The sequence below is a fragment of the Hyphomicrobium sp. DY-1 genome (assembly GCF_047497105.1).
Taxonomy (GTDB): domain Bacteria; phylum Pseudomonadota; class Alphaproteobacteria; order Rhizobiales; family Hyphomicrobiaceae; genus Hyphomicrobium_B.
Window position 1 is genome coordinate 1,960,514 of the sequence record NZ_CP134870.1, and the last position, 17,517, is coordinate 1,978,030.

The 17,517-nt window shown below is 59.5% G+C and carries 19 protein-coding genes; 8 read left to right on the plus strand and 11 right to left on the minus strand.

The genetic code is table 11. The features are described from left to right. Positions 1-433: 433 nt before the first annotated feature. Entirely contained in the window at positions 434-1,720 is a 1,287-nt protein-coding gene (locus RLW41_RS09265) for a DUF2130 domain-containing protein (protein WP_414464305.1), read from the plus strand. 24 nt (positions 1,721-1,744) lie between these two features. Here RLW41_RS09265 and RLW41_RS09270 read toward each other — a convergent pair whose 3' ends face one another. Continuing rightward, entirely contained in the window at positions 1,745-2,308 is a 564-nt protein-coding gene (locus RLW41_RS09270) for an acyloxyacyl hydrolase (RefSeq protein ID WP_414464306.1), read from the minus strand. Between the two features lie 506 nt (positions 2,309-2,814). Here RLW41_RS09270 and dapF point away from each other — a divergent pair. The 6 genes from dapF to RLW41_RS09300 all read left to right on the plus strand — a co-directional run bounded on the left by dapF (position 2,815) and on the right by RLW41_RS09300 (position 8,096). Further along, positions 2,815-3,684, plus strand: coding sequence for a diaminopimelate epimerase (gene dapF, locus RLW41_RS09275; protein ID WP_414464307.1), 870 nt, complete (start codon positions 2,815-2,817; stop codon positions 3,682-3,684). Between the two features lie 56 nt (positions 3,685-3,740). Next, positions 3,741-5,003, plus strand: coding sequence for a tRNA (N(6)-L-threonylcarbamoyladenosine(37)-C(2))-methylthiotransferase MtaB (gene mtaB, locus RLW41_RS09280; protein WP_414464308.1), 1,263 nt, complete (start codon positions 3,741-3,743; stop codon positions 5,001-5,003). Beyond that, positions 5,000-6,109 carry a signal recognition particle-docking protein FtsY gene (gene ftsY, locus RLW41_RS09285; RefSeq protein ID WP_414464309.1) on the plus strand — a complete coding sequence of 370 codons (1,110 nt, stop codon included), beginning with the start codon at positions 5,000-5,002 and terminating at the stop codon, positions 6,107-6,109. The genes mtaB and ftsY overlap by 4 nt, the downstream gene beginning before the upstream one ends. A gap of 24 nt (positions 6,110-6,133) precedes the next feature. Next, positions 6,134-6,796 (plus strand): inner membrane-spanning protein YciB, encoded by a 663-nt coding sequence (locus RLW41_RS09290; RefSeq protein ID WP_024275002.1) that lies wholly within the window; start codon positions 6,134-6,136, stop codon positions 6,794-6,796. 11 nt (positions 6,797-6,807) lie between these two features. Continuing rightward, positions 6,808-7,431 carry a septation protein A gene (locus RLW41_RS09295; protein WP_414464310.1) on the plus strand — a complete coding sequence of 208 codons (624 nt, stop codon included), beginning with the start codon at positions 6,808-6,810 and terminating at the stop codon, positions 7,429-7,431. A 194-nt stretch (positions 7,432-7,625) separates the two neighbouring features. After that, on the plus strand, positions 7,626-8,096 hold the full coding sequence (locus RLW41_RS09300; protein ID WP_024275004.1) for a MarR family winged helix-turn-helix transcriptional regulator: 471 nt from the start codon (positions 7,626-7,628) through the stop codon (positions 8,094-8,096). Positions 8,097-8,137: 41 nt separating this feature from the next. On the opposite strand, the gene RLW41_RS09305 is transcribed toward RLW41_RS09300, so the two are convergent. Together RLW41_RS09305 and RLW41_RS09310 are read right to left on the minus strand one after the other, a co-directional pair. Next, positions 8,138-9,169, minus strand: a complete 1,032-nt coding sequence (locus tag RLW41_RS09305; protein ID WP_409563320.1) for an aspartate-semialdehyde dehydrogenase — start codon at positions 9,167-9,169, stop codon at positions 8,138-8,140. Positions 9,170-9,307: 138 nt separating this feature from the next. Beyond that, positions 9,308-9,772, minus strand: a complete 465-nt coding sequence (locus RLW41_RS09310; RefSeq protein WP_414464311.1) for a DUF4174 domain-containing protein — start codon at positions 9,770-9,772, stop codon at positions 9,308-9,310. A 123-nt stretch (positions 9,773-9,895) separates the two neighbouring features. On the opposite strand from RLW41_RS09310, the gene RLW41_RS09315 reads away from it, so the two are divergent. After that, on the plus strand, positions 9,896-10,348 hold the full coding sequence (locus RLW41_RS09315) for a hypothetical protein (protein WP_409561560.1): 453 nt from the start codon (positions 9,896-9,898) through the stop codon (positions 10,346-10,348). Between the two features lie 101 nt (positions 10,349-10,449). Here the strand turns inward: RLW41_RS09315 and leuB are convergent, their stop codons facing one another. The 8 genes from leuB to RLW41_RS09355 all read right to left on the minus strand — a co-directional run bounded on the left by leuB (position 10,450) and on the right by RLW41_RS09355 (position 17,403). Continuing rightward, positions 10,450-11,565 carry a 3-isopropylmalate dehydrogenase gene (gene leuB, locus RLW41_RS09320; RefSeq protein ID WP_414464312.1) on the minus strand — a complete coding sequence of 372 codons (1,116 nt, stop codon included), beginning with the start codon at positions 11,563-11,565 and terminating at the stop codon, positions 10,450-10,452. Between the two features lie 160 nt (positions 11,566-11,725). Next, entirely contained in the window at positions 11,726-12,319 is a 594-nt protein-coding gene (locus RLW41_RS09325) for a DUF4337 domain-containing protein (RefSeq protein WP_409561562.1), read from the minus strand. Positions 12,320-12,349: 30 nt separating this feature from the next. Then, positions 12,350-13,024 (minus strand): 2,3-bisphosphoglycerate-dependent phosphoglycerate mutase, encoded by a 675-nt coding sequence (locus RLW41_RS09330; RefSeq protein ID WP_013950233.1) that lies wholly within the window; start codon positions 13,022-13,024, stop codon positions 12,350-12,352. 42 nt (positions 13,025-13,066) lie between these two features. After that, a complete protein-coding gene (gene dapB, locus RLW41_RS09335) occupies positions 13,067-13,870 on the minus strand; it encodes a 4-hydroxy-tetrahydrodipicolinate reductase (RefSeq protein ID WP_414464313.1) in 804 nt (267 codons plus the stop codon). A 136-nt stretch (positions 13,871-14,006) separates the two neighbouring features. Next, positions 14,007-14,540 (minus strand): inorganic diphosphatase, encoded by a 534-nt coding sequence (gene ppa / locus RLW41_RS09340; protein WP_414464314.1) that lies wholly within the window; start codon positions 14,538-14,540, stop codon positions 14,007-14,009. Positions 14,541-14,685: 145 nt separating this feature from the next. Next, a complete protein-coding gene (locus tag RLW41_RS09345; RefSeq protein ID WP_414464315.1) occupies positions 14,686-15,192 on the minus strand; it encodes an N-acetyltransferase family protein in 507 nt (168 codons plus the stop codon). Positions 15,193-15,354: 162 nt separating this feature from the next. Beyond that, a complete protein-coding gene (locus RLW41_RS09350) occupies positions 15,355-15,831 on the minus strand; it encodes a phasin family protein (protein ID WP_013950237.1) in 477 nt (158 codons plus the stop codon). Between the two features lie 273 nt (positions 15,832-16,104). Next, positions 16,105-17,403 carry an ATP-dependent DNA helicase gene (locus RLW41_RS09355; RefSeq protein ID WP_013950238.1) on the minus strand — a complete coding sequence of 433 codons (1,299 nt, stop codon included), beginning with the start codon at positions 17,401-17,403 and terminating at the stop codon, positions 16,105-16,107. Between the last annotated feature and the right edge of the window lie 114 nt (positions 17,404-17,517).

Sequence of the window (17,517 nt, forward strand, 5' to 3'; positions counted from 1 at the left end):
TTGCGTCGGGTTGGATTTGTCTGGATCCCGGTCTTCGCCGGTATGACGAAGAGATAGGATCGGCAGCGCAAAGCACAAACGCACCCGGGGGCGCAACGCGCTGCCGGATGTTAACCCCCCTGCCTCCCGGACCTTTTCCTGAGAAAATGCCATGTGCAGGGCGGCGGCTCTGAAGTCAGGGCCGTCGGAATGGGCGAGGGTATGCGGGAAACGGGCGCGGAAGTCAACGTGGCGCTCATCCCCAGCGAAGTCGCCCTCCTCGCGCCAATCCCCTCATTTTTGAAGCGCGAGTCAGGTTGGATGGCGGTGATAGCGGTCGAGTAACGCTAAATCCTGGCGTTAAAAGAACAATATCAGAAAGTAACGTATACAAGACAAGAACGGCGGCCTATTGTTGGGCTCGGCTATCGCCTCGTTTGGAAGGAAGCTCGCGTTGACCGATCTGACCATTACCTGCCCGAACTGCGATCATGAGATTGCGCTGACGGAATCGCTTGCCGCGCCGCTGATCGCCGATACCCGCCGCCAATTCGAGGCGGCGGCGGCAAAAAAGGATCGCGAGATCGCCGCCCGCGAAGCGGCCATGGAAGAGAAGGCCGGCGAACTCGAAAAGGCGCGCGCGTCGCTCGATGCGATGGTCGCTGAAAAGCTCGTGGTCGAGCGCCAACGCATCGTCAGCGAAGAAGCGCAGAAGGCGAAGCAGCGCGCCGCTGCCGATCTTGAGGAAAAGGCAAATGCACTGGCCGAACTTCAAAACGTGCTGAAGGAGCGCGATCAGAAGCTTGCGGAGGCGCAGAAGGCGCAGGCCGAGTTCCAGAAGAAAGTGCGCGAATTGGACGACGCCAAGCGCGAGATGGACTTGAACGTCCAGAAAGGCATCAGCGCCGGTCTTGAGAGCGAGCGGGCGAAAGCAAAGCTCGAAGCCGAAGAGGCGCTGAAGCTCCGCGTCTCGGAAAAAGATCAGATCATCGCGTCGATGCAGAACAAGATCGAAGAGCTGAAGCGCAAGGCTGAACAGGGCTCGCAGCAATTGCAGGGCGAAGTGCTGGAACTTGAGCTTGAGAACATTCTTAAGGCGAAGTTCCCATTCGATACTTTCGAGGCCGTTCCGAAGGGCGAGTTTGGAGCTGATCTCATTCAGCGCGTCGTAAATGTTTCGGGTGCGTCGTGCGGTTCGATTATTTGGGAGATGAAGCGGACAAAAGATTGGCGGCCAGCCTGGATCGGGAAGTTAAAAGACGATCAGCGGCGCGCTAAAGCCGATCTCGCGATCATCGTTTCGAGTGCGTTGCCCAAAGACATTCAGACGTTCGATAATGTCGATGGAATTTGGGTTACTGACTTCAGGTGCGCTGTGCCGATTGCGCTCGCGCTTCGTCAACTTCTTTCCGATGTTGCAACTGCCCGCGTGGTGGGTGAAGGCCAGCAGAGCAAGATGGCACTTGTCTACGACTACCTGACGGGGCCGCGTTTTCGTCATCGCATTGAGGCGATCGTCGAGAAGTTCGATGAGATGCAGTCCGATCTCGATAAAGAGCGGAAGGCGATAATGAAGTCGTGGGCCAAGCGCGAGGCGCAGATCACGGCTGTCCTAGATGCGACCGCTGGCATGTACGGCGACCTTCAAGGCATCGCGGGCAAGGCGCTGAAAGAGATCGAAGGTTTCGAACTTCCGATGCTGGAAGATGGGAAGGGCGACGACGAGTCAGAAGCGGCCTAGGGGGGAGCGAGCATCTCTGCGCTGCTAGAACCGATAGCCGTAGCGCACGCCGATACGGTCCATGCCTTCGTTGTATTTCTCGGTGTAAGCGTTCGACATGTGCTCGAAATAAACCGAGATGTCGTTGTGCTCGTCGAGGTGGTAGCCGACTTCCATCGGGATGTGGAACAGCACACGGGAGCCCAGCCATTTGCGATCCGGATCGGAGCCTGCGCCGCCGATTTCGCCGTCGTGAAACGCAGCGCCAAGGCCGAGACCAAAGAACAATCCTGATGGGCAGTCACCCTGCCAGCGGGCGTCGATATAGCCGTCGCTGGTCTGGCCGCGGGTGTTGATCGAGCCGCCGATCACCGGGCGAATGGCGCCCCACGGCAGCGCCCAGGCGGCATTGAACTGGGCTTCGATGTTGATGTCGACCGCGTTCTTTTCGACCTGGAAGCCACTCCAGAGGTCTGGCACGTCGTGGGCCAGCGCGCCGATCTTCAGGGCATAGAGCATGTCGTCGGCAGCGGCACCGGTGCTGACGGCGATAAGCCCGAGCAGAGCCGCGATGCCGGACGCTGCCACGGTGCGCACGAAACTCTTCATTCGGAAAGCTGCCCCCGGCCTTCGAATTGGCTCCTCAAGACAGCAACGTGTGCGCCGATTTTCCCCCTCCGGCAAGGCAATGCCAAGGAAATCCCGCCGGGCTGGCGGGACCGTCACATCGGCCGATCGGCCTAGTTTGGGGGGCGGCTGGAGCGCTTCAGCACCTTTGTCCAGTTGCGAGCCAATCGGAAGACGCGGCGCTGATAGGCTCGCTCGTCCGGGGCCAGGCAGATGCAGCCATAGCAATAGCAGGGTCGGGCGCGGGCAAAAGCGACCCGGAAAAGCAGCGAACTGTAGGCGGAATGCGACATCAAGGTCTCTGAGAGGATAAATCGCCGCCCACCGGCGTGCGGTCAGGCGTTTTCGGCGACCTAAACGGTTGCTCAAGAAATATTGTTCCGTCCAGAGGATAATGCGGGAAATTCCTGGCTCCTCGCGGGCGGCGGCGGACAGCCCTCGGCGCGTTCGGAATTGTCATTTTTCGCGCTTCTCGCCATATAGGCGCGATGAACACGGCAACGACAATCCCTTTTCTCAAGATGAACGGCCTCGGCAACGAGATCGTCGTCGTCGATTTGCGCAATAGCGCCAAGACGTTCACGGCGGAGGAAGTGGCGGCGGTCGCGGCCGATCGGAAGTCCCGGTTCGACCAGATGATGGTTTTGCACGCGCCGCGGACGACCGGCACGGAATCCTTCGTGCGGATCTACAACGCGGACGGATCGGAGGCGGGAGCCTGCGGGAACGGCATGCGCTGTGTCGGCTGGTTCCTGTCGGAAGGCGGTGCGCGGGAGCGGTTCCTGGTCGAGACGCGCGCCGGCGTGCTCGGCACCGTCGTCAGAAATCAGGCGTCGATCACGGTCGATATGGGGGAACCCAAGTTCGGCTGGCAGGACATTCCACTGGCGGAAGAGTTTCGCGATACGCGCGCCATCGAACTTCAGGTCGGGCCGATCGACCATCCGGTCCTGCATTCGCCATCCGTCGTCAATGTCGGCAATCCGCATGCGATCTTCTGGGTCGACGATGTCGAGGCCTACGACCTCGGCCGGTTCGGTCCGCTGCTCGAAAACCATCCGATCTTTCCAGAGCGCGCGAACATCTCGATTGCGCAGGTGACGTCAGACGCATCGCTTCTTCTCAGGACGTGGGAACGCGGCGCGGGCCTGACTCTCGCGTGCGGGTCGGCCGCGTGTGCGTCGGCGGTCTGCGCGGCGCGCAAGAAGCTCACGGGGCGCAAGGTAGCGGTCACGCTGCCGGGCGGCACACTCGAAATCGAATGGGCCGAGAATAATCATATCTTCATGACGGGCCCGGTCGAATTCGAGTACGAGGGCGTCATCGACTTTTCCAAGCTGACCAAAGTGTCTGTCTGATCGCGCTGGCCGGAGACCGCTTAACGAGCGATTTTAAGAAAGAAGTCACTGCGCTCATGTCCGAACCTCAGGTGATCACGCTCGGCTGCCGGCTCAATACGTATGAGTCCGAAGTGATGCGCCGTCACGCGCGCGAGGCCGGTCTCGACAACGCGATTATCGTCAATACGTGCGCAGTGACAGGCGAAGCGGTGCGTCAGGCCGCGCAAACGGTTCGCAGGCTGCGGCGTGAGAAGCCCAATGCGCGGATCATCGTGACGGGATGCGCGGCGCAGATCGAGCCGGAACGTTTCGCCGACATGCCGGAAGTCGATCATGTCGTCGGCAATGCCGAGAAGATGCAGGCGGAGACGTTCGCCGGGCTATCGATTGCGGACGGCGAACGCGTGCAGGTCAACGACATCATGAGCGTGCGTGATACGGCGCTGCACATGATCGATGGGTTCGGTTCGCGGACGCGGGCCTATGTGCAAATTCAGAACGGCTGCGATCACCGCTGCACGTTCTGCATCATCCCTTTCGGCCGCGGGCCGTCGCGATCGGTTGCGGCGGGCGAAGTCGTGACGCAGGTGCGCAGACTTGTCGAAAAGGGCTATGCCGAGATCGTGCTGACCGGCGTCGACATCACGTCATACGGTCGCGATCTGCCGGGTTCTGCGACGCTCGGCAAACTCGTTCGGCAAGTGCTGAAGCATGTGCCGGAGTTGGCGCGCTTGCGGCTGTCGTCGATCGATCAGGTCGAAGCCGACGACGATCTGATGATTGCGCTGCGCGACGAGGAACGTCTGATGCCGCATCTGCATTTGTCTTTGCAGGCAGGCGATGATCTGACGTTGAAGCGCATGAAGCGGCGGCATTTGCGGTCTGATGCAATTGCGTTTTGCGAAAAGGCGCGCGCGCTGCGTCCTGATATCGTGTTCGGGGCCGATCTGATTGCGGGCTTTCCGACGGAAACCGATCAGATGTTCGAGAATTCCTATCGTATCGTCGATGAGTGCGGCCTGACGTATCTGCACGTCTTTCCGTTCTCGGCGCGGCGCGGCACGCCGGCCGCCCGCATGCCGCAAGTCAACGGCACCATCATCAAGGAGCGCGCGGCAAGGCTGCGTGAAAAAGGAACAAACGTGCTCGCTTCGTATCTTCAATCTCAACGCGGCCGTGTCGTCGATGTGCTCGTCGAAAGTGACGGCAAGGGACGCACGCCGCAATTCGCCGAAGTGCTGCTTCACGGAGAAGCGCCGTTTGGCGCTGGGGCGGTCGTTCGGACGGAAATCAAGGGCGCCGATGCGCAACATCTGATCGGCGAGGCGTGCGCGTGAGCGAGCCAAAGGAAAAAGGCAAAGGTCTGTTTGGGCGATTGTTCAAGGGCGGCGCTGCTGCGCCTGTTGCACAGGAAAAGGAAGCGACAGACGAAGCGAGCATCGCCGTCTCGGACGATAAACCGCCGATTGCCGAAGTCCCTACGACGGTTCCCGTACCCGTGGCTCCTGCGCCCAAAGCAGAGCCCGTCAAGCAGAGCTGGTTTCAACGGCTCAAATCGGGGCTCGGCAAGACGTCGTCGAAGCTGACGACCGGGATCACCGATCTCTTTTCCAAGCGCAAACTCGATGCCGAGACGCTGGATGATCTTGAAGACCTTTTGATCCAATCCGATCTCGGTCTGGAGACGACGAGCCGCATTACGGCGGCCATCGGGAAGGGCCGGTTTGAAAAAGGCATTTCAGCCGAAGAGGTTCGCAGCGTGCTGTCGGCCGAGGTCGAGCGCGTTCTGGCGCCGGTTGCGAAGCCGCTTGTCATCGATCCGTCGCGAAAGCCGCACGTGATCATGATGGTGGGCGTCAACGGCACCGGCAAGACGACCACGATCGGCAAGCTCGCGACCAAATTCAGGGCTGAGGGAAAAACGGTTCTGCTCGCAGCGGGCGATACGTTTCGCGCTGCGGCGATCGACCAGCTGAAGGTCTGGGGCGAACGTACGGGGTGTCCCGTTGTCGCGCGCGAAGTTGGCGGGGATTCCTCAGGCTTGGCGTTCGACGCCTTAAAACAGGCGCAAGCATCAGGTGCGGATGTGCTTTTGCTCGATACCGCCGGTCGCCTGCAAAACAAGCAAGTGTTGATGGAAGAGCTCGAAAAAGTTACACGCGTTCTGAAAAAGATCGACCCAAGCGCGCCACATGACGTCGTGCTCGTGCTCGATGCGACGACCGGTCAGAATGCCCTGCAACAAGTCGAGGTCTTTCGAGATCGCGCCGGAGTGACAGGATTGGTCATGACGAAACTCGACGGCACGGCGCGCGGCGGCATCCTGGTTGCAATCGCGGCGAAGTTCGGCCTGCCCGTCCACGCCATCGGTGTTGGCGAAAGCGCCGATGACCTGCAGCCGTTTTCTGCGCAAGATTTCGCTAACGCCATTGCCGGAACTTGAAGCCTCGGGGGAACGGATCACGAGATGACGCAAGACGTAAACATTCGGAATGCTTCTGTTCCGCCAGCGCGTAAAAGTTGGTTTCCGTTCAATGCCGAGCAGACCATCAACATCATGAGCGAATTCGGCCCGCTCGTGACGATGTTCATTGTCAACGCGGCGCTCGGCATCGAAGCAGGCACCTGGGCGTTGATCATCACGACCCTGATGGCGATCGGCGTGATGTTCTACATGTTTCACCGGCCGCCGATCTTTCCGTTGATCGCGTCGAGCGTGACGGTGGCGTTCGGGATGCTGACGCTGGTGACGGGCGATCCGATGTGGGTTCAGATCAAAGTTACGATCTTCAACGCGTTGTTCGCCGTATTTCTGATCGGCGGCTTGTTCGTTAAGCACAATTTCTTTCAGTACGTCTTCGAGAAGACGTTCCGCTACACGGACGAAGGCTGGAACAAGTTCACGTGGAGCTTCGCTCTCTTCTTCTTTTTGACGGCAATTGCGAACGAATATGTCCGCCGGGTCTACGTGGAGGACCACTTTTACAAGATCCTGGGTCACGAAATGAGCGGCGTGAACGTCTGGATTTTGTTCAAAGTCGCGATTGTGTTGCCGGTCTCTGGCGTTTACGCATGGATCCTAACGCGGCTGATGCAGAAGTACCGCTTGCCCGATCCTGCGCACGAGTGAGGCCTGAGACGATGTCGGAACAGAACAAAGTTTCAGAGACGAGCGACGGTCCGCAGCTCGACCGCAAGCAGCTCATCAAGTTCATCGTCGAGCTTGGTCCGCTGCTCGTGTTTTTCTTCGTCAACAGCCACTATGGCATTTTCGCAGGCACGGCGGCTTTCATGGTCGCCACCGTCGTTGCGCTCGTGGCGTCGCGGGTGTTTCTCGGCCGGATCGCAACGATGCCGCTCGTGACGGGCGTCTTCGTGCTCGTGTTCGGCGGCCTGACGCTTTATCTGCAAGATGATCATTTTATCAAAATGAAGCCGACGATCGTGAATGGTTTGTTCGCCGCTATTCTGGCCGGCGGGTTGCTGTTCGACCGGCTGTTCCTGAAAATCGTATTCGGCGACGTCATGCGTCTCACGCGTGAAGGCTGGCGCATTTTGACAATCCGCTGGGCGCTTTTCTTCGTAGTACTGGCGGTTCTAAATGAAGTGATGTGGCGGCTCTTCTCGACCGACACGTGGGTGACGTTCAAAGTGTTCGGTATCATGCCGCTAACGTTCGTGTTCGCGTTGGCGCAAATCGGTGTCCTAAAAAGATACGAAGATACGACGCCAAACACCGGCGCACTTTCGTCCGACGACATTTAATTGCCCGCGCATCGTGCGCGCTGTTTCGCCATCCAGAAAACTTTTCGATTTCTCGAACGACGATTGTATTTTCGCTAGACGGAATGCCCTGGCTTGTGTTTCTTGTCAGGAACTATGAACTAAGTTGAGTTAGTTTTGCTTGCCGGTCGGGGGCTGATGCGTGGACCGGTGGGGTGAAACGTGTGGGGCATGGAATGGGACGAGACTCCGCAAGCAGTCGCCTCGAGCGATCGCCTTTGCATCTGCTACACCGAGCCGGACAATGTGCGTCCGAAATCTTTCAAACCGAACTGGGCAATGACGAGCTCACCCCTCGGCAGTATGCGATTCTGCTGACCGTTGCGCAGAACGAGGGCCTGAGCCAGACGCATCTCGTGGAGTTGACGGGCATCGACCGGTCGACGCTCGCGGATGTCGTTCGGCGCATGCTCAAGAAGGGCCTACTGCAGCGGCGCCGGACGCGGGATGACGCCAGGGCCTATGCCGTCAAGCTGACGGAAGAAGGCGCGCGGATCTTGAAGACGCATGATCCGATGGCGCGCCGGGTCGATGAGCGCATTCTGTCGAGCCTTCCGGCGCAGCAGCGCGACCGCTTTCTGCAGGATCTCAACGCCATCGTGCAAACGCTCAATAAGCTCAAAGAAAAGGAAAACGCCGGCAAGTGATTTGCCGGCGTTGCCATTTCATCAGCTGAAAGCGTTGCGTTTTATGCTGCCTTTTTCGGCAGCAGGCGCTGGTTGATGATCGCCTCGGCGATCTGCACCGCATTGAGAGCCGCGCCCTTCAGCAGGTTGTCCGAGACAATCCACATCGTCAGGCCGTTCTCGACGGTCGCGTCCTCGCGGATGCGCGAGACGAAGGTCGCGTATTCGCCGGCGGCTTCGACGGGCGTGATGTAGCCGCCCGGCTCGCGCTTATCGATGACCATGATGCCGGGTGACGCGCGTAGGATATCGCGGGCTTCTTCGGGGCTGATCGGCTTTTCGAACTCGATGTTGACGGCTTCGGAGTGGCCGACGAACACCGGCACGCGCACGCATGTCGCCGTCAGCTTGATCTTGGGATCCAAGATCTTCTTGGTCTCGGCCAACATCTTCCATTCCTCTTTCGTGTAGCCGTCTTCCATGAAGACGTCGATGTGAGGAATGCAGTTGAACGCGATCTGCTTCGGAAACTTCTTCGGGTCGACTTCCTGGCCCGGAACGTACTTGCCCTTGGTCTGCTGCCAGAGCTCGTCCATGGCGTCCTTGCCTGCGCCCGAGACCGACTGATAGGTCGAGACGATGACGCGCTTAATCGTTGCCGCGTCATGCAGCGGCTTCAGCGCGACGACAAGCTGAGCCGTAGAGCAGTTTGGATTGGCGATGATGTTCTTCTTCGTGAAGCCACGGATGGCGTCAGCGTTCACTTCCGGCACGATCAGCGGCACGTCCTGGTCATAGCGCCAGCACGATGAGTTATCGATGACGATCGCGCCCTGCGCGCCGATACGCGGCGACCATTCCTTCGAGACGGTCGAACCCGCGGACATCAGGCAGAAGTCGACGCCGGAGAAGTCGAACGTTTCAAGGTCGCGGCATTTGATGACGGAATCGCCGAAGGAAACCTCCGTGCCGATCGAACGGCGGGAGGCCAAGGCGTAAAGCTCGCTGATCGGAAACTTCCGCTCGGCGAGCACATTCAGCATCTCGCGGCCTACGTTGCCGGTTGCGCCGACAATGGCGACCTTATAGCCCATGACGGTTATGTCCTTGAAATCTATGTGTTTTGCGTTGAGCGTCAGCGACGACGCAACGCCCGTTTGCTGGCCGTTCACATACGCGGCCCGCGCCGGAGTTTCAAGGACTGTCAAGGCCGTCGGCGTCGCGGCCTCAAATCAGCGTTGCGCCTCGTGCGTGGCGGGCACCGCGTCGGTCGTCTCGAAGAGCTGCGCCGCGGTGATCGGGACATCGGAAACCAATTCGATCCCGCCGTGCTCGTCCGCAAGGATGGTTCGAAATTCATCGGCGCCGACTTGGTAGCGGGCCCGCAGTCTCACGGCAGGTGCCACGACGTAAGACCCAAGCTGGGCCGACGCCGTTTTGCCCACAACATAAACAAGAGAGATCTCGCGAACTTCGAGGTCGTCTTGTTTGTTGTCGAAAGCAGCAAGCTGCTTGGCCAAGGCCTTGCTGAGCATGTCTGGAGCGAAGATCAGCAATGAGTGGCGATGCGTGTTCGACTCGTTCGCGCTTGCGGGCTGAGCGATTGCCGCGTCGAAGATGTTCACCAGGGCCGGATTAAGAACTGCGTAACCAAACAAAGACAAAAGAATAAATGGAAATTTCTTGAATATTCGCATGCGCCGTCCCCAGAGAATCAGCCCACGTCGTATTCATCTGAGGGAATTTGTCGGAGCATGTGAATGTCATAATTCCATGACCAACTTGTTTTCTGTTGAATTCTCGGGGCGGAGAAGAGCGCGGTGAAGACGTTAAAGCCGTTGGCAGCCTTGGTTTTTGGACTATTTGGCGTCTGCGCGCCGATGACCATGACGTCGGCGTTCGCTATCAGCGCGTGGCTTTCTGATGCCGAGCTGCAACGCTTTTCCAACGCGACGATCGATGGCCGCTATGCCAACGGCAAGCCGTTCACCGAGCATTACGGCAGCGACGGGCGGCTGCATTACGTCGAGCACGGGATGACGCTCGGCGGCCATTGGTCGATCACGCAAGGCTCGCTCTGCACGATCTACGATTATGACGAGACAGGCGGGTGCTATCGCGTGATGCGCGTCGATACGAACTGCTACGAGTTCTATTTCATCTCACGGACGGAAGCGACGGTTCCGCGGTCGGAAGACGGCAAGCCGCGCTGGACGGCACGCGGGGCGATCCAAGGGCAAGCCAGCGCTTGCCGCGACGAGCCTGCTGTTTGATTGCGCATTGCGACTTCGCTCCGCGAAGCCGGCCGTAGTATTCCTGGCGCTTGGCGACTCTCCTTCGTCGAGCCGGCCGCCAAGCGCGGACGTAAGTTTGTTTACGCCGCCAACGCTTTGAGTTCGGTTTCGATGGCCTGGCCCATCTCCGTCGTGCCGACTTTGGTCATGGCGGGCTGCATGATGTCGCCGGTGCGCAGTCCCTTGTCGAGAACCTTCGAGATCGCTTTCTCGACGAGGTCGGCTTCGGCGCCGAGATCGAAGGAATAGCGAAGCGCCATGGCAAACGACGCGATCGTTGCGATCGGATTGGCGAGGCCTTTGCCGGCGATGTCAGGAGCCGAACCGTGCACCGGCTCGTAAAGCGCCTTGCGGCGTCCGGTCGTTGCGTCGGGGGCGCCGAGCGATGCTGACGGCAGCATGCCGAGCGAACCTGCTGCCATCGAAGCTTCGTCCGATAGGACGTCGCCGAACAGGTTGTCGGTGACGATGACGTCGAATTGCTTCGGATTGCGGATCAGCTGCATCGCGCAGTTGTCGGCGAGGATGTGCTCAAGCTTCACGTCTGGTGCATAGGACTTGTGGACCTCAGTCGTGACCTCTTTCCAGAGCACGCCCGTGCGCATGACGTTGTGCTTCTCGGCCGAGTGGACGAGGTTGCGGCGCCTCTTGGCGAGGTCGAAAGCGACCTTGGTGATGCGTTCGATTTCGTGTGTCGTGTAAACCTGCGTATCGACGGCACGCTTCTCGCCGTTCTCAAGCGTGACGATTTCCTTCGGCTCGCCGAAGTAGACGCCGCCCGTCAGCTCACGCACGATCATGATGTCGAGGCCTTCGACCAGCTCGCGCTTCAGGCTCGAGGCATCGGCCAGTGCGGGGTAGCAGATCGCAGGACGCAAGTTGGCGAAGAGGTCGAGATCCTTGCGCAGGCGGAGCAGGCCAGCTTCCGGGCGGTGCTGGTAGGGAACGTTCGCCCACTTCGGGCCGCCGACGGCGCCGAAGATCACTGCGTCGGCCTTCTTGGCCTTCGCCATCGCGTCCTCGGTGATGGCGACACCGTGAGCATCGTAGGCCGCGCCGCCGACGAGATCGCGTTCGATATCGAAATGGACGGCGTTGCTCCGGGCATTGAAGAACGCGATGAGCCGCTCGACCTCTGCAATCGTTTCGACGCCAATGCCGTCGCCGGGAAGGAGCAGGAGGGTGTGCGTCGTCATCGGTTAACAGTCCTTAGCCAAGGGATGAGGGAATTCGGTGGGGGGAGTGCTAGCGTTTGCACCGTCGCCGGGCAAGCACCCGGCGGCGAAAAACGCCACTTTGGCGCAGAGAGTGCTATGCAACCGATAGGGCGCCCCCGGCAGGCGGGGCCACGGCCGCTTAGGACATGAACGCGGGTAGCGTGAAGGCGAGCGTAAAGCCACCGAACGTCAGCACGGCACCGACAATGCCCATCGCGAAGCTGACGAAGAGCAGCATGTTGCCGCCCGAGATCAGAGCGACGGACGCCAGCACGATCGCGATCTGCAGAAGCGCCTGGGCAAAATCGAAATAGGGATCTTTCTTCAGCGCTTCGTCGCGGATCGCTTCGAGGCCCTTACCCGTTGTGAAGAGTTCGTCGAGGCCTTCGCCGCTCTTGGGATCGGTGGTCAGCAGCTTGTCCTGCGCCTTGTAGTCGGCGATTTTCATTTCGATGAATTTCTTCGCGTCGTCCGGCATGGTCGGCGACATTTTCAGCATCGCCTCATATTCTTCGGCGTGAAGGCGGAGCGCCTGCCGTCGCGCGTTTTTCGCCTGGAAAAAGGCCCAGGTGTTGGAGGCTGCGATATTTTCCTGAAGTGCGTCCTGCTCGGCGTTGCTGCCTCCGAGGCTGCAAATCGCGAGGACGACGGCGAGGATGCCGACGTAGACGCCAATGAGCTTGTCGCGCGACTTCATGTTCTCGCGCTCAACCGCAAGTTCTTCCAACGCCATGTGAAGTCCCCCAACTGAAACAGTACGTCGTCAGACGATACGGTCTTCGGGTGGCGCGGCAAGGGATCGTGCGGGCAACAGGTCTTTGCGATCGATGGCGCGGCCGTCCGCGCCAAGCCGATACAGAATGGGCGCGCCGGTCGCAAGCTCCCGCTCAAGGATTTCATCCTTGTCGAGGTTTTCGAGGATCATCACCAGAGAGCGCAGGGAATTACCGTGCGCTGCAATAATGACGTTCTTGCTGGCGGTGATCTGGGGCCAAATGGCTTTGTCATAATAAGGACGCACGCGGGCCAGCGTGTCCTTCAGGCTTTCGCCACCGGGAGGAGCGATATCGTAGGAGCGCCGCCAGAGCTGCACCTGCGCTTCGCCCCATTTCTTGCGGGCCTCGTCCTTGTTGAGACCTGAGAGCTCGCCATAGTCGCGCTCGTTGAGGGCGGCGTCCTTGATGATCGGGACGTCAGGCTGGCCGAGTTCGGACAGAATGATATCGAGCGTGCGCTGGGCGCGCTTCAACGCGCTCGTGAAGGCGATGTCGAACTTGACGCGATGATCGCGGATCATACGTCCCGCGACGCGGGCTTCGATCACGCCCTTTTCGGTCAAGTCGGGATTGCGCCAGCCGGTGAAGAGATTGAGTTTGTTCCACTCGCTCTCGCCGTGCCGTACGAGTACCAGAATGTTGTCCGTCAGAGCGTCTGTCATGTCTTCGGTCTAGGGGCCTCCAGCCGCGCTTACGGCAATAGCTTAAAGCGCAATTCCTAATACGTCGGTCATACCATAAAGACCTGGTGCACGGCCTTTTGTCCAAAGCGCGGCCTTGACCGCACCGCGGGCAAAAATTCCTCGGTCGGTTGCGCTGTGGGTTAGCTCGATGCGTTCACCCTCGCCTGCGAATATCACCGTATGCTCACCGACGACGGTGCCGCCGCGTAACGTGGCGAAACCGATATCGTCTTTCCGGCGCGGACCCGTCACGCCATCACGGACGCGAACGGAATGCGCGCCGAGGTCGAGGCCTCGGCCGGCGGCTGCGGCTTCTCCCAGCATCAAGGCCGTTCCCGAAGGGGCATCGACCTTCATGCGATGATGCATTTCAACAATTTCGATGTCGAAGTCGTTCCCGAGCGCGGCTGCGGCCTGACGCGTCAAGGCCATAAGCAGATTGACGCCAAGGCTCATATTGCCAGCCTTGACGATGGCCGTTTCCTTGGCTGCGGCCGCAATCGCGGCTTCGGCGGCGGCATCGAAACCTGTGGTGCCGATAATGGCGGCCGTTTTTGATTTGGCAGCGAGACGCGCAAACTCAACGCTTGCCTTGGGAACCGTAAAATCAACGATGGCGTCGGAAGCGGCGATAACAGCGGCAGCATCGTCGCTGACAGTAAGGCCGATGGGCTCAAGGCCGGCGAGCGTGCCGATATCCTTGCCCAGAACTGCAGAGCCTACCGTTTCGGTCGCGCCGCTAATCGTACAGCTGGGTTCAGCTGCAATCGCGCGTATCAGTTCGCGGCCCATACGGCCGGCCGCGCCCATGACGGCGATCTTCATATCATCTCCGGTTCGCTCGGCGATTGCCATTCGGCGGGCCGATATAGCAATGCCGTTACGCGAGCGTAAAGAGGACAGCTCCGAAAATCGCCGCCACGCCGTTTAAAACGCCTGTTTGGTTGACTTCGGTCAAAAGTCAGGCCGGGGTCTTGGCTCGCTCAAGCGCTTTGAGGATAAGGTCATGTGCCTCATCAACATGGCCCCAATGGTCGATCTTAACCCATTTGCCGGGTTCTAGATCTTTGTAGTGAGCGAAAAAGTGCTCGATCTGCTCGACCGAGATTTTCGGCAGATCAGTATAGGTTTTGACCGAGTCGTAGCGTTTCGTGAGCTTGGTGGACGGTACGGCGATGATCTTCTCGTCCGGACCACCGTCGTCTTCCATCACAAGTACGCCAACCGGGCGGCAGTTGATGACGGCGCCGGGAACGATCGCGCGCGTATTGCAAACCAGGACGTCGATCGGGTCGCCATCCGAGGAAAGCGTATGGGGAACGAAGCCATAGTTCCCGGGATAGCGCATCGCCGTATAGAGGAAGCGATCGACAACGAGAGCGCCTGAGGCTTTATCCATTTCGTATTTGATCGGCTCGCCGCCGACGGGGACTTCAATCACGACGTTGATATCGTCGGGCGGGTTTTTACCGGGCTTGATAGCGTCGAGACGCATGGGAGATAACCTCAAATCAAATCATTCGGTTCGGGGGTCACACTTGCCGGGAAAGCATGGGCCACACAACCGCTCATAGGTCGCACATCGGCGCAGAAAAAGTAAAAAATGCGGCGCTGTCGGAGCGAAATCGAAATTTAGCCGGCTACCACTCGAAGGCGATCCGGGTGCTCAATCCTTTACCAAACCGGACGCAGGAACGGCGCGTCGCCCGGCCGCCGCAGCGGCGATAGAAAGTGCAGGCTCTTTCGTTGCCTTCCAGCGCCCAGACGATCAGCCGTTCGAGGTCGAGGGAGTCGAGCGTGGAGCGGCAGACTTCAAACAAATGCTCGCCCAGCCCCAGGCCCTGGTAGACCGGCGCGAGATAAAGCTCATAGATTTCGCCGACGTCGCGGCCGCCGCCGCGGGCCCGTCCGCATGTGGCATAGCCAGCAACCGTTTCGCCGTGCAGGATGACGAGCAGATTGCGTTCAGACGAAATGGCGCGCCGCCACCATATGGCGTCACGGCGCAAGATCTCACGTTCGAGATAAAGGGCAGGGAGAATGCCGGTGTAGGCGAGGCGCCAGGAGTCACGAAATATCGTGGCGAGCGCGGCGGCATCGGCGGGCCGGGCGTTGCGGACAGAAACCTCAAGCCTCTGGTTCAGCATACGGACACTCTAACTCCAAGTTGGAGAAAAGGCATCACGTCTCGATGCATATCGTGAAAATAAAAAAGACGCGGAGAGCAATCTCCGCGTCTGATGTTTGAATTACGTGCCCCACTCGACGCTTGCTTTAAGCAATGCATCGTATTCGCATCGGCGTGACCGTTAGCCGACGGTCTTGAACTGCTCGAACGACTTCGTCGTTGCAGCGCCGACTGTTTCGAGCGCCTGCTTCGTGACCTTGCTCGAGAGCTCGAAGAGTTCTTTCGACTGCGAGCCCGCGACAGCAAACTGCTGCTGCCAGTAGTTGGCCTGCAGGCGAGCGATCTCCGGGAAGGTGCGCGCGCGCGCCATCGCCTGAGCCGCTTCGAAAGCTGCTTCAGTATTGGCGAGCGTGTTGGCGACGATCTTTTCGCCGATCGACTTGGCGCCGGCCTGAGTCGTCAGCATCACTTCTTCAGCGACCTTGGCGTTGTCTTTCGCCATGGCGGTGAACTTGTGATAGGCGTCACGCGATTTCGCGATGGCGTCTTCAGCGAACGCAGAGATGTTCTCGGGGACCTTAGCGTCCTTGCCGGCGGTAAACATCTCTTGGGCTTGTTTGGTAAAGTCCTGGACTTGACGAGTAAAAGCGTCGGTCATGGGGTCACTCCTAAAAAGAGCAATATCGGCTGAGCGTGAATTTGAAATCTGCTGTCTGGCGCCCGACGGCAAAACCAGTGGTGAATATATATGCAAATGCATTGTGCGTTGCAACAAGTTTTTGCCGCGCACCTGTGAAATGGGGTTTTGAGACTCGCAAATCGCGTCCTTATGCCTCAAATATGTCCGTACACTGACCCGGCCGGGCAGGGGGAGCCCTATCCTTTTGTTCGCACTTGCGAAATGATGTTTTTTCGCCGCACCCCGGGCTGATCAAAGTTTTGAAAAAACATCGCGGTAACCGACCGCGCTCGGATCGAACATTATGTCGCGGCGGGTGAGCGGGCGGGCGAGTACGAGGCCCTCGAGCGTCCGGCAGCGGGACAGCGCGACGTAGGTTTGGCCGTGGGCAAACGTCCCCGAACCCAGATCGATATACACCTTATCGAGGGTCAGGCCTTGGGCCTTATGGATCGTCAACGCCCAGGCGAGGCGGAGCGGGAACTGCTTAAACGTTCCGGCGATGGTTTCGACGATCTTTTCCTGCGACTGATCGAAAGCGTATCGGCGGTGTTCCCAGGCGACCTGCTCGACCTCGTATTCTTTGCCGGACACTTCGATGAAGATCTGCTTCTCCGTCAGGCGCGAGACGCGGGCGATGGTGCCGTTGACCCAGCGGCGGTCCGGATCGTTGCGCAACATCATGACCTTTGCGCCGGCCTTTAGCTCAAGGGCGGTTTCGGCGGGCTGGACGTTTGCTGCGAACTCGCCGGTGATGTTGGCGTCGAAACGGTTGGCGCGGCCGGGAAGGGCCTCGAGATAGGCGGTGTTGATGCGTTTTGCGGCGGCGTTCGTCGTCGTCAGTATGACGAAAGGTTCGCCTTCCGACAGGGTGCGAATAGGGCTCACGCGCTTATTGATGAAAGCGAGATCGTCGTCGCTGACGTTGCCCTCGCGGACGGCATTCAGGACGTGGATCAAGGCGTCATCTGTCTGGCGGAAGATCTGCTCCAGTTCGAGGAGCGCAGTGCCCGCGCCTTCGCGAAGGGCCGGGATTGAGAAGAAGAATGGGCTGCCATGTTCTTCAGTCAAATGGGCGAGGACTTCGCGTTCCTGGACGACGGGTGGCAGCTGATGCAGGTCAGCAAATAACAACAGGCGTGCGCCACCAAACGGTTCGCGCGGGCGCCCGCGGTTGACGCGCAGCGCTTTGTCGATCGCCCACATCATGTCCGAGCGCACCATCGAGGCTTCGTCGATGACGACGAAATCGAGCTTGCGCATGACGCGGCCGTTACGGCTGCGCTTGATGTCGTTGTCCTGGATGAGTCTCGGCGGAAAACCGAAAAAAGAATGGATCGTCTGGCCGCCGATGTTGATGGCTGCGAGGCCGGTCGGCGCTAAGACGACCATGCGATCCTCGTAGGCATCGCGCAGGGCTTTCAGCAGCGTCGACTTGCCGGTTCCGGCACGGCCGGTGACGAAGAGGTTGCCGCTATTTTCTTCGGCGATGAAGGCCGCGGCGCGTTCGAACGCCGGCGTCGGCGTGATACCGTCAGGCCAAGCAATCACGACCGCCCTCGCAGCGACGGGGTCTTGTTATCGGTTATTGAAGATTGGAGCATTCTGAGCGTGTTCCGCCACGGGCCTAGCGCACGAAGATTTGAGACCCAAAGGAAGAGAAAT

Bases quoted from the DNA above. Each gene is read 5' to 3' on its own strand.
- RLW41_RS09270 (WP_414464306.1), bottom strand. From the start codon at position 2,308: ATGAAGAGTTTCGTGCGCACCGTGGCAGCGTCCGGCATCGCGGCTCTG.
- dapF (WP_414464307.1), top strand. From the start codon at position 2,815: ATGAACACGGCAACGACAATCCCTTTTCTCAAGATGAACGGCCTCGGC.
- mtaB (WP_414464308.1), top strand. From the start codon at position 3,741: ATGTCCGAACCTCAGGTGATCACGCTCGGCTGCCGGCTCAATACGTAT.
- RLW41_RS09290 (WP_024275002.1), top strand. From the start codon at position 6,134: ATGACGCAAGACGTAAACATTCGGAATGCTTCTGTTCCGCCAGCGCGT.
- RLW41_RS09295 (WP_414464310.1), top strand. From the start codon at position 6,808: ATGTCGGAACAGAACAAAGTTTCAGAGACGAGCGACGGTCCGCAGCTC.
- RLW41_RS09300 (WP_024275004.1), top strand. From the start codon at position 7,626: ATGGGACGAGACTCCGCAAGCAGTCGCCTCGAGCGATCGCCTTTGCAT.
- RLW41_RS09305 (WP_409563320.1), bottom strand. From the start codon at position 9,169: ATGGGCTATAAGGTCGCCATTGTCGGCGCAACCGGCAACGTAGGCCGC.
- RLW41_RS09310 (WP_414464311.1), bottom strand. From the start codon at position 9,772: ATGCGAATATTCAAGAAATTTCCATTTATTCTTTTGTCTTTGTTTGGT.
- leuB (WP_414464312.1), bottom strand. From the start codon at position 11,565: ATGACGACGCACACCCTCCTGCTCCTTCCCGGCGACGGCATTGGCGTC.
- RLW41_RS09325 (WP_409561562.1), bottom strand. From the start codon at position 12,319: ATGGCGTTGGAAGAACTTGCGGTTGAGCGCGAGAACATGAAGTCGCGC.
- RLW41_RS09330 (WP_013950233.1), bottom strand. From the start codon at position 13,024: ATGACAGACGCTCTGACGGACAACATTCTGGTACTCGTACGGCACGGC.
- dapB (WP_414464313.1), bottom strand. From the start codon at position 13,870: ATGAAGATCGCCGTCATGGGCGCGGCCGGCCGTATGGGCCGCGAACTG.
- ppa (WP_414464314.1), bottom strand. From the start codon at position 14,540: ATGCGTCTCGACGCTATCAAGCCCGGTAAAAACCCGCCCGACGATATC.
- RLW41_RS09345 (WP_414464315.1), bottom strand. From the start codon at position 15,192: ATGCTGAACCAGAGGCTTGAGGTTTCTGTCCGCAACGCCCGGCCCGCC.
- RLW41_RS09350 (WP_013950237.1), bottom strand. From the start codon at position 15,831: ATGACCGACGCTTTTACTCGTCAAGTCCAGGACTTTACCAAACAAGCC.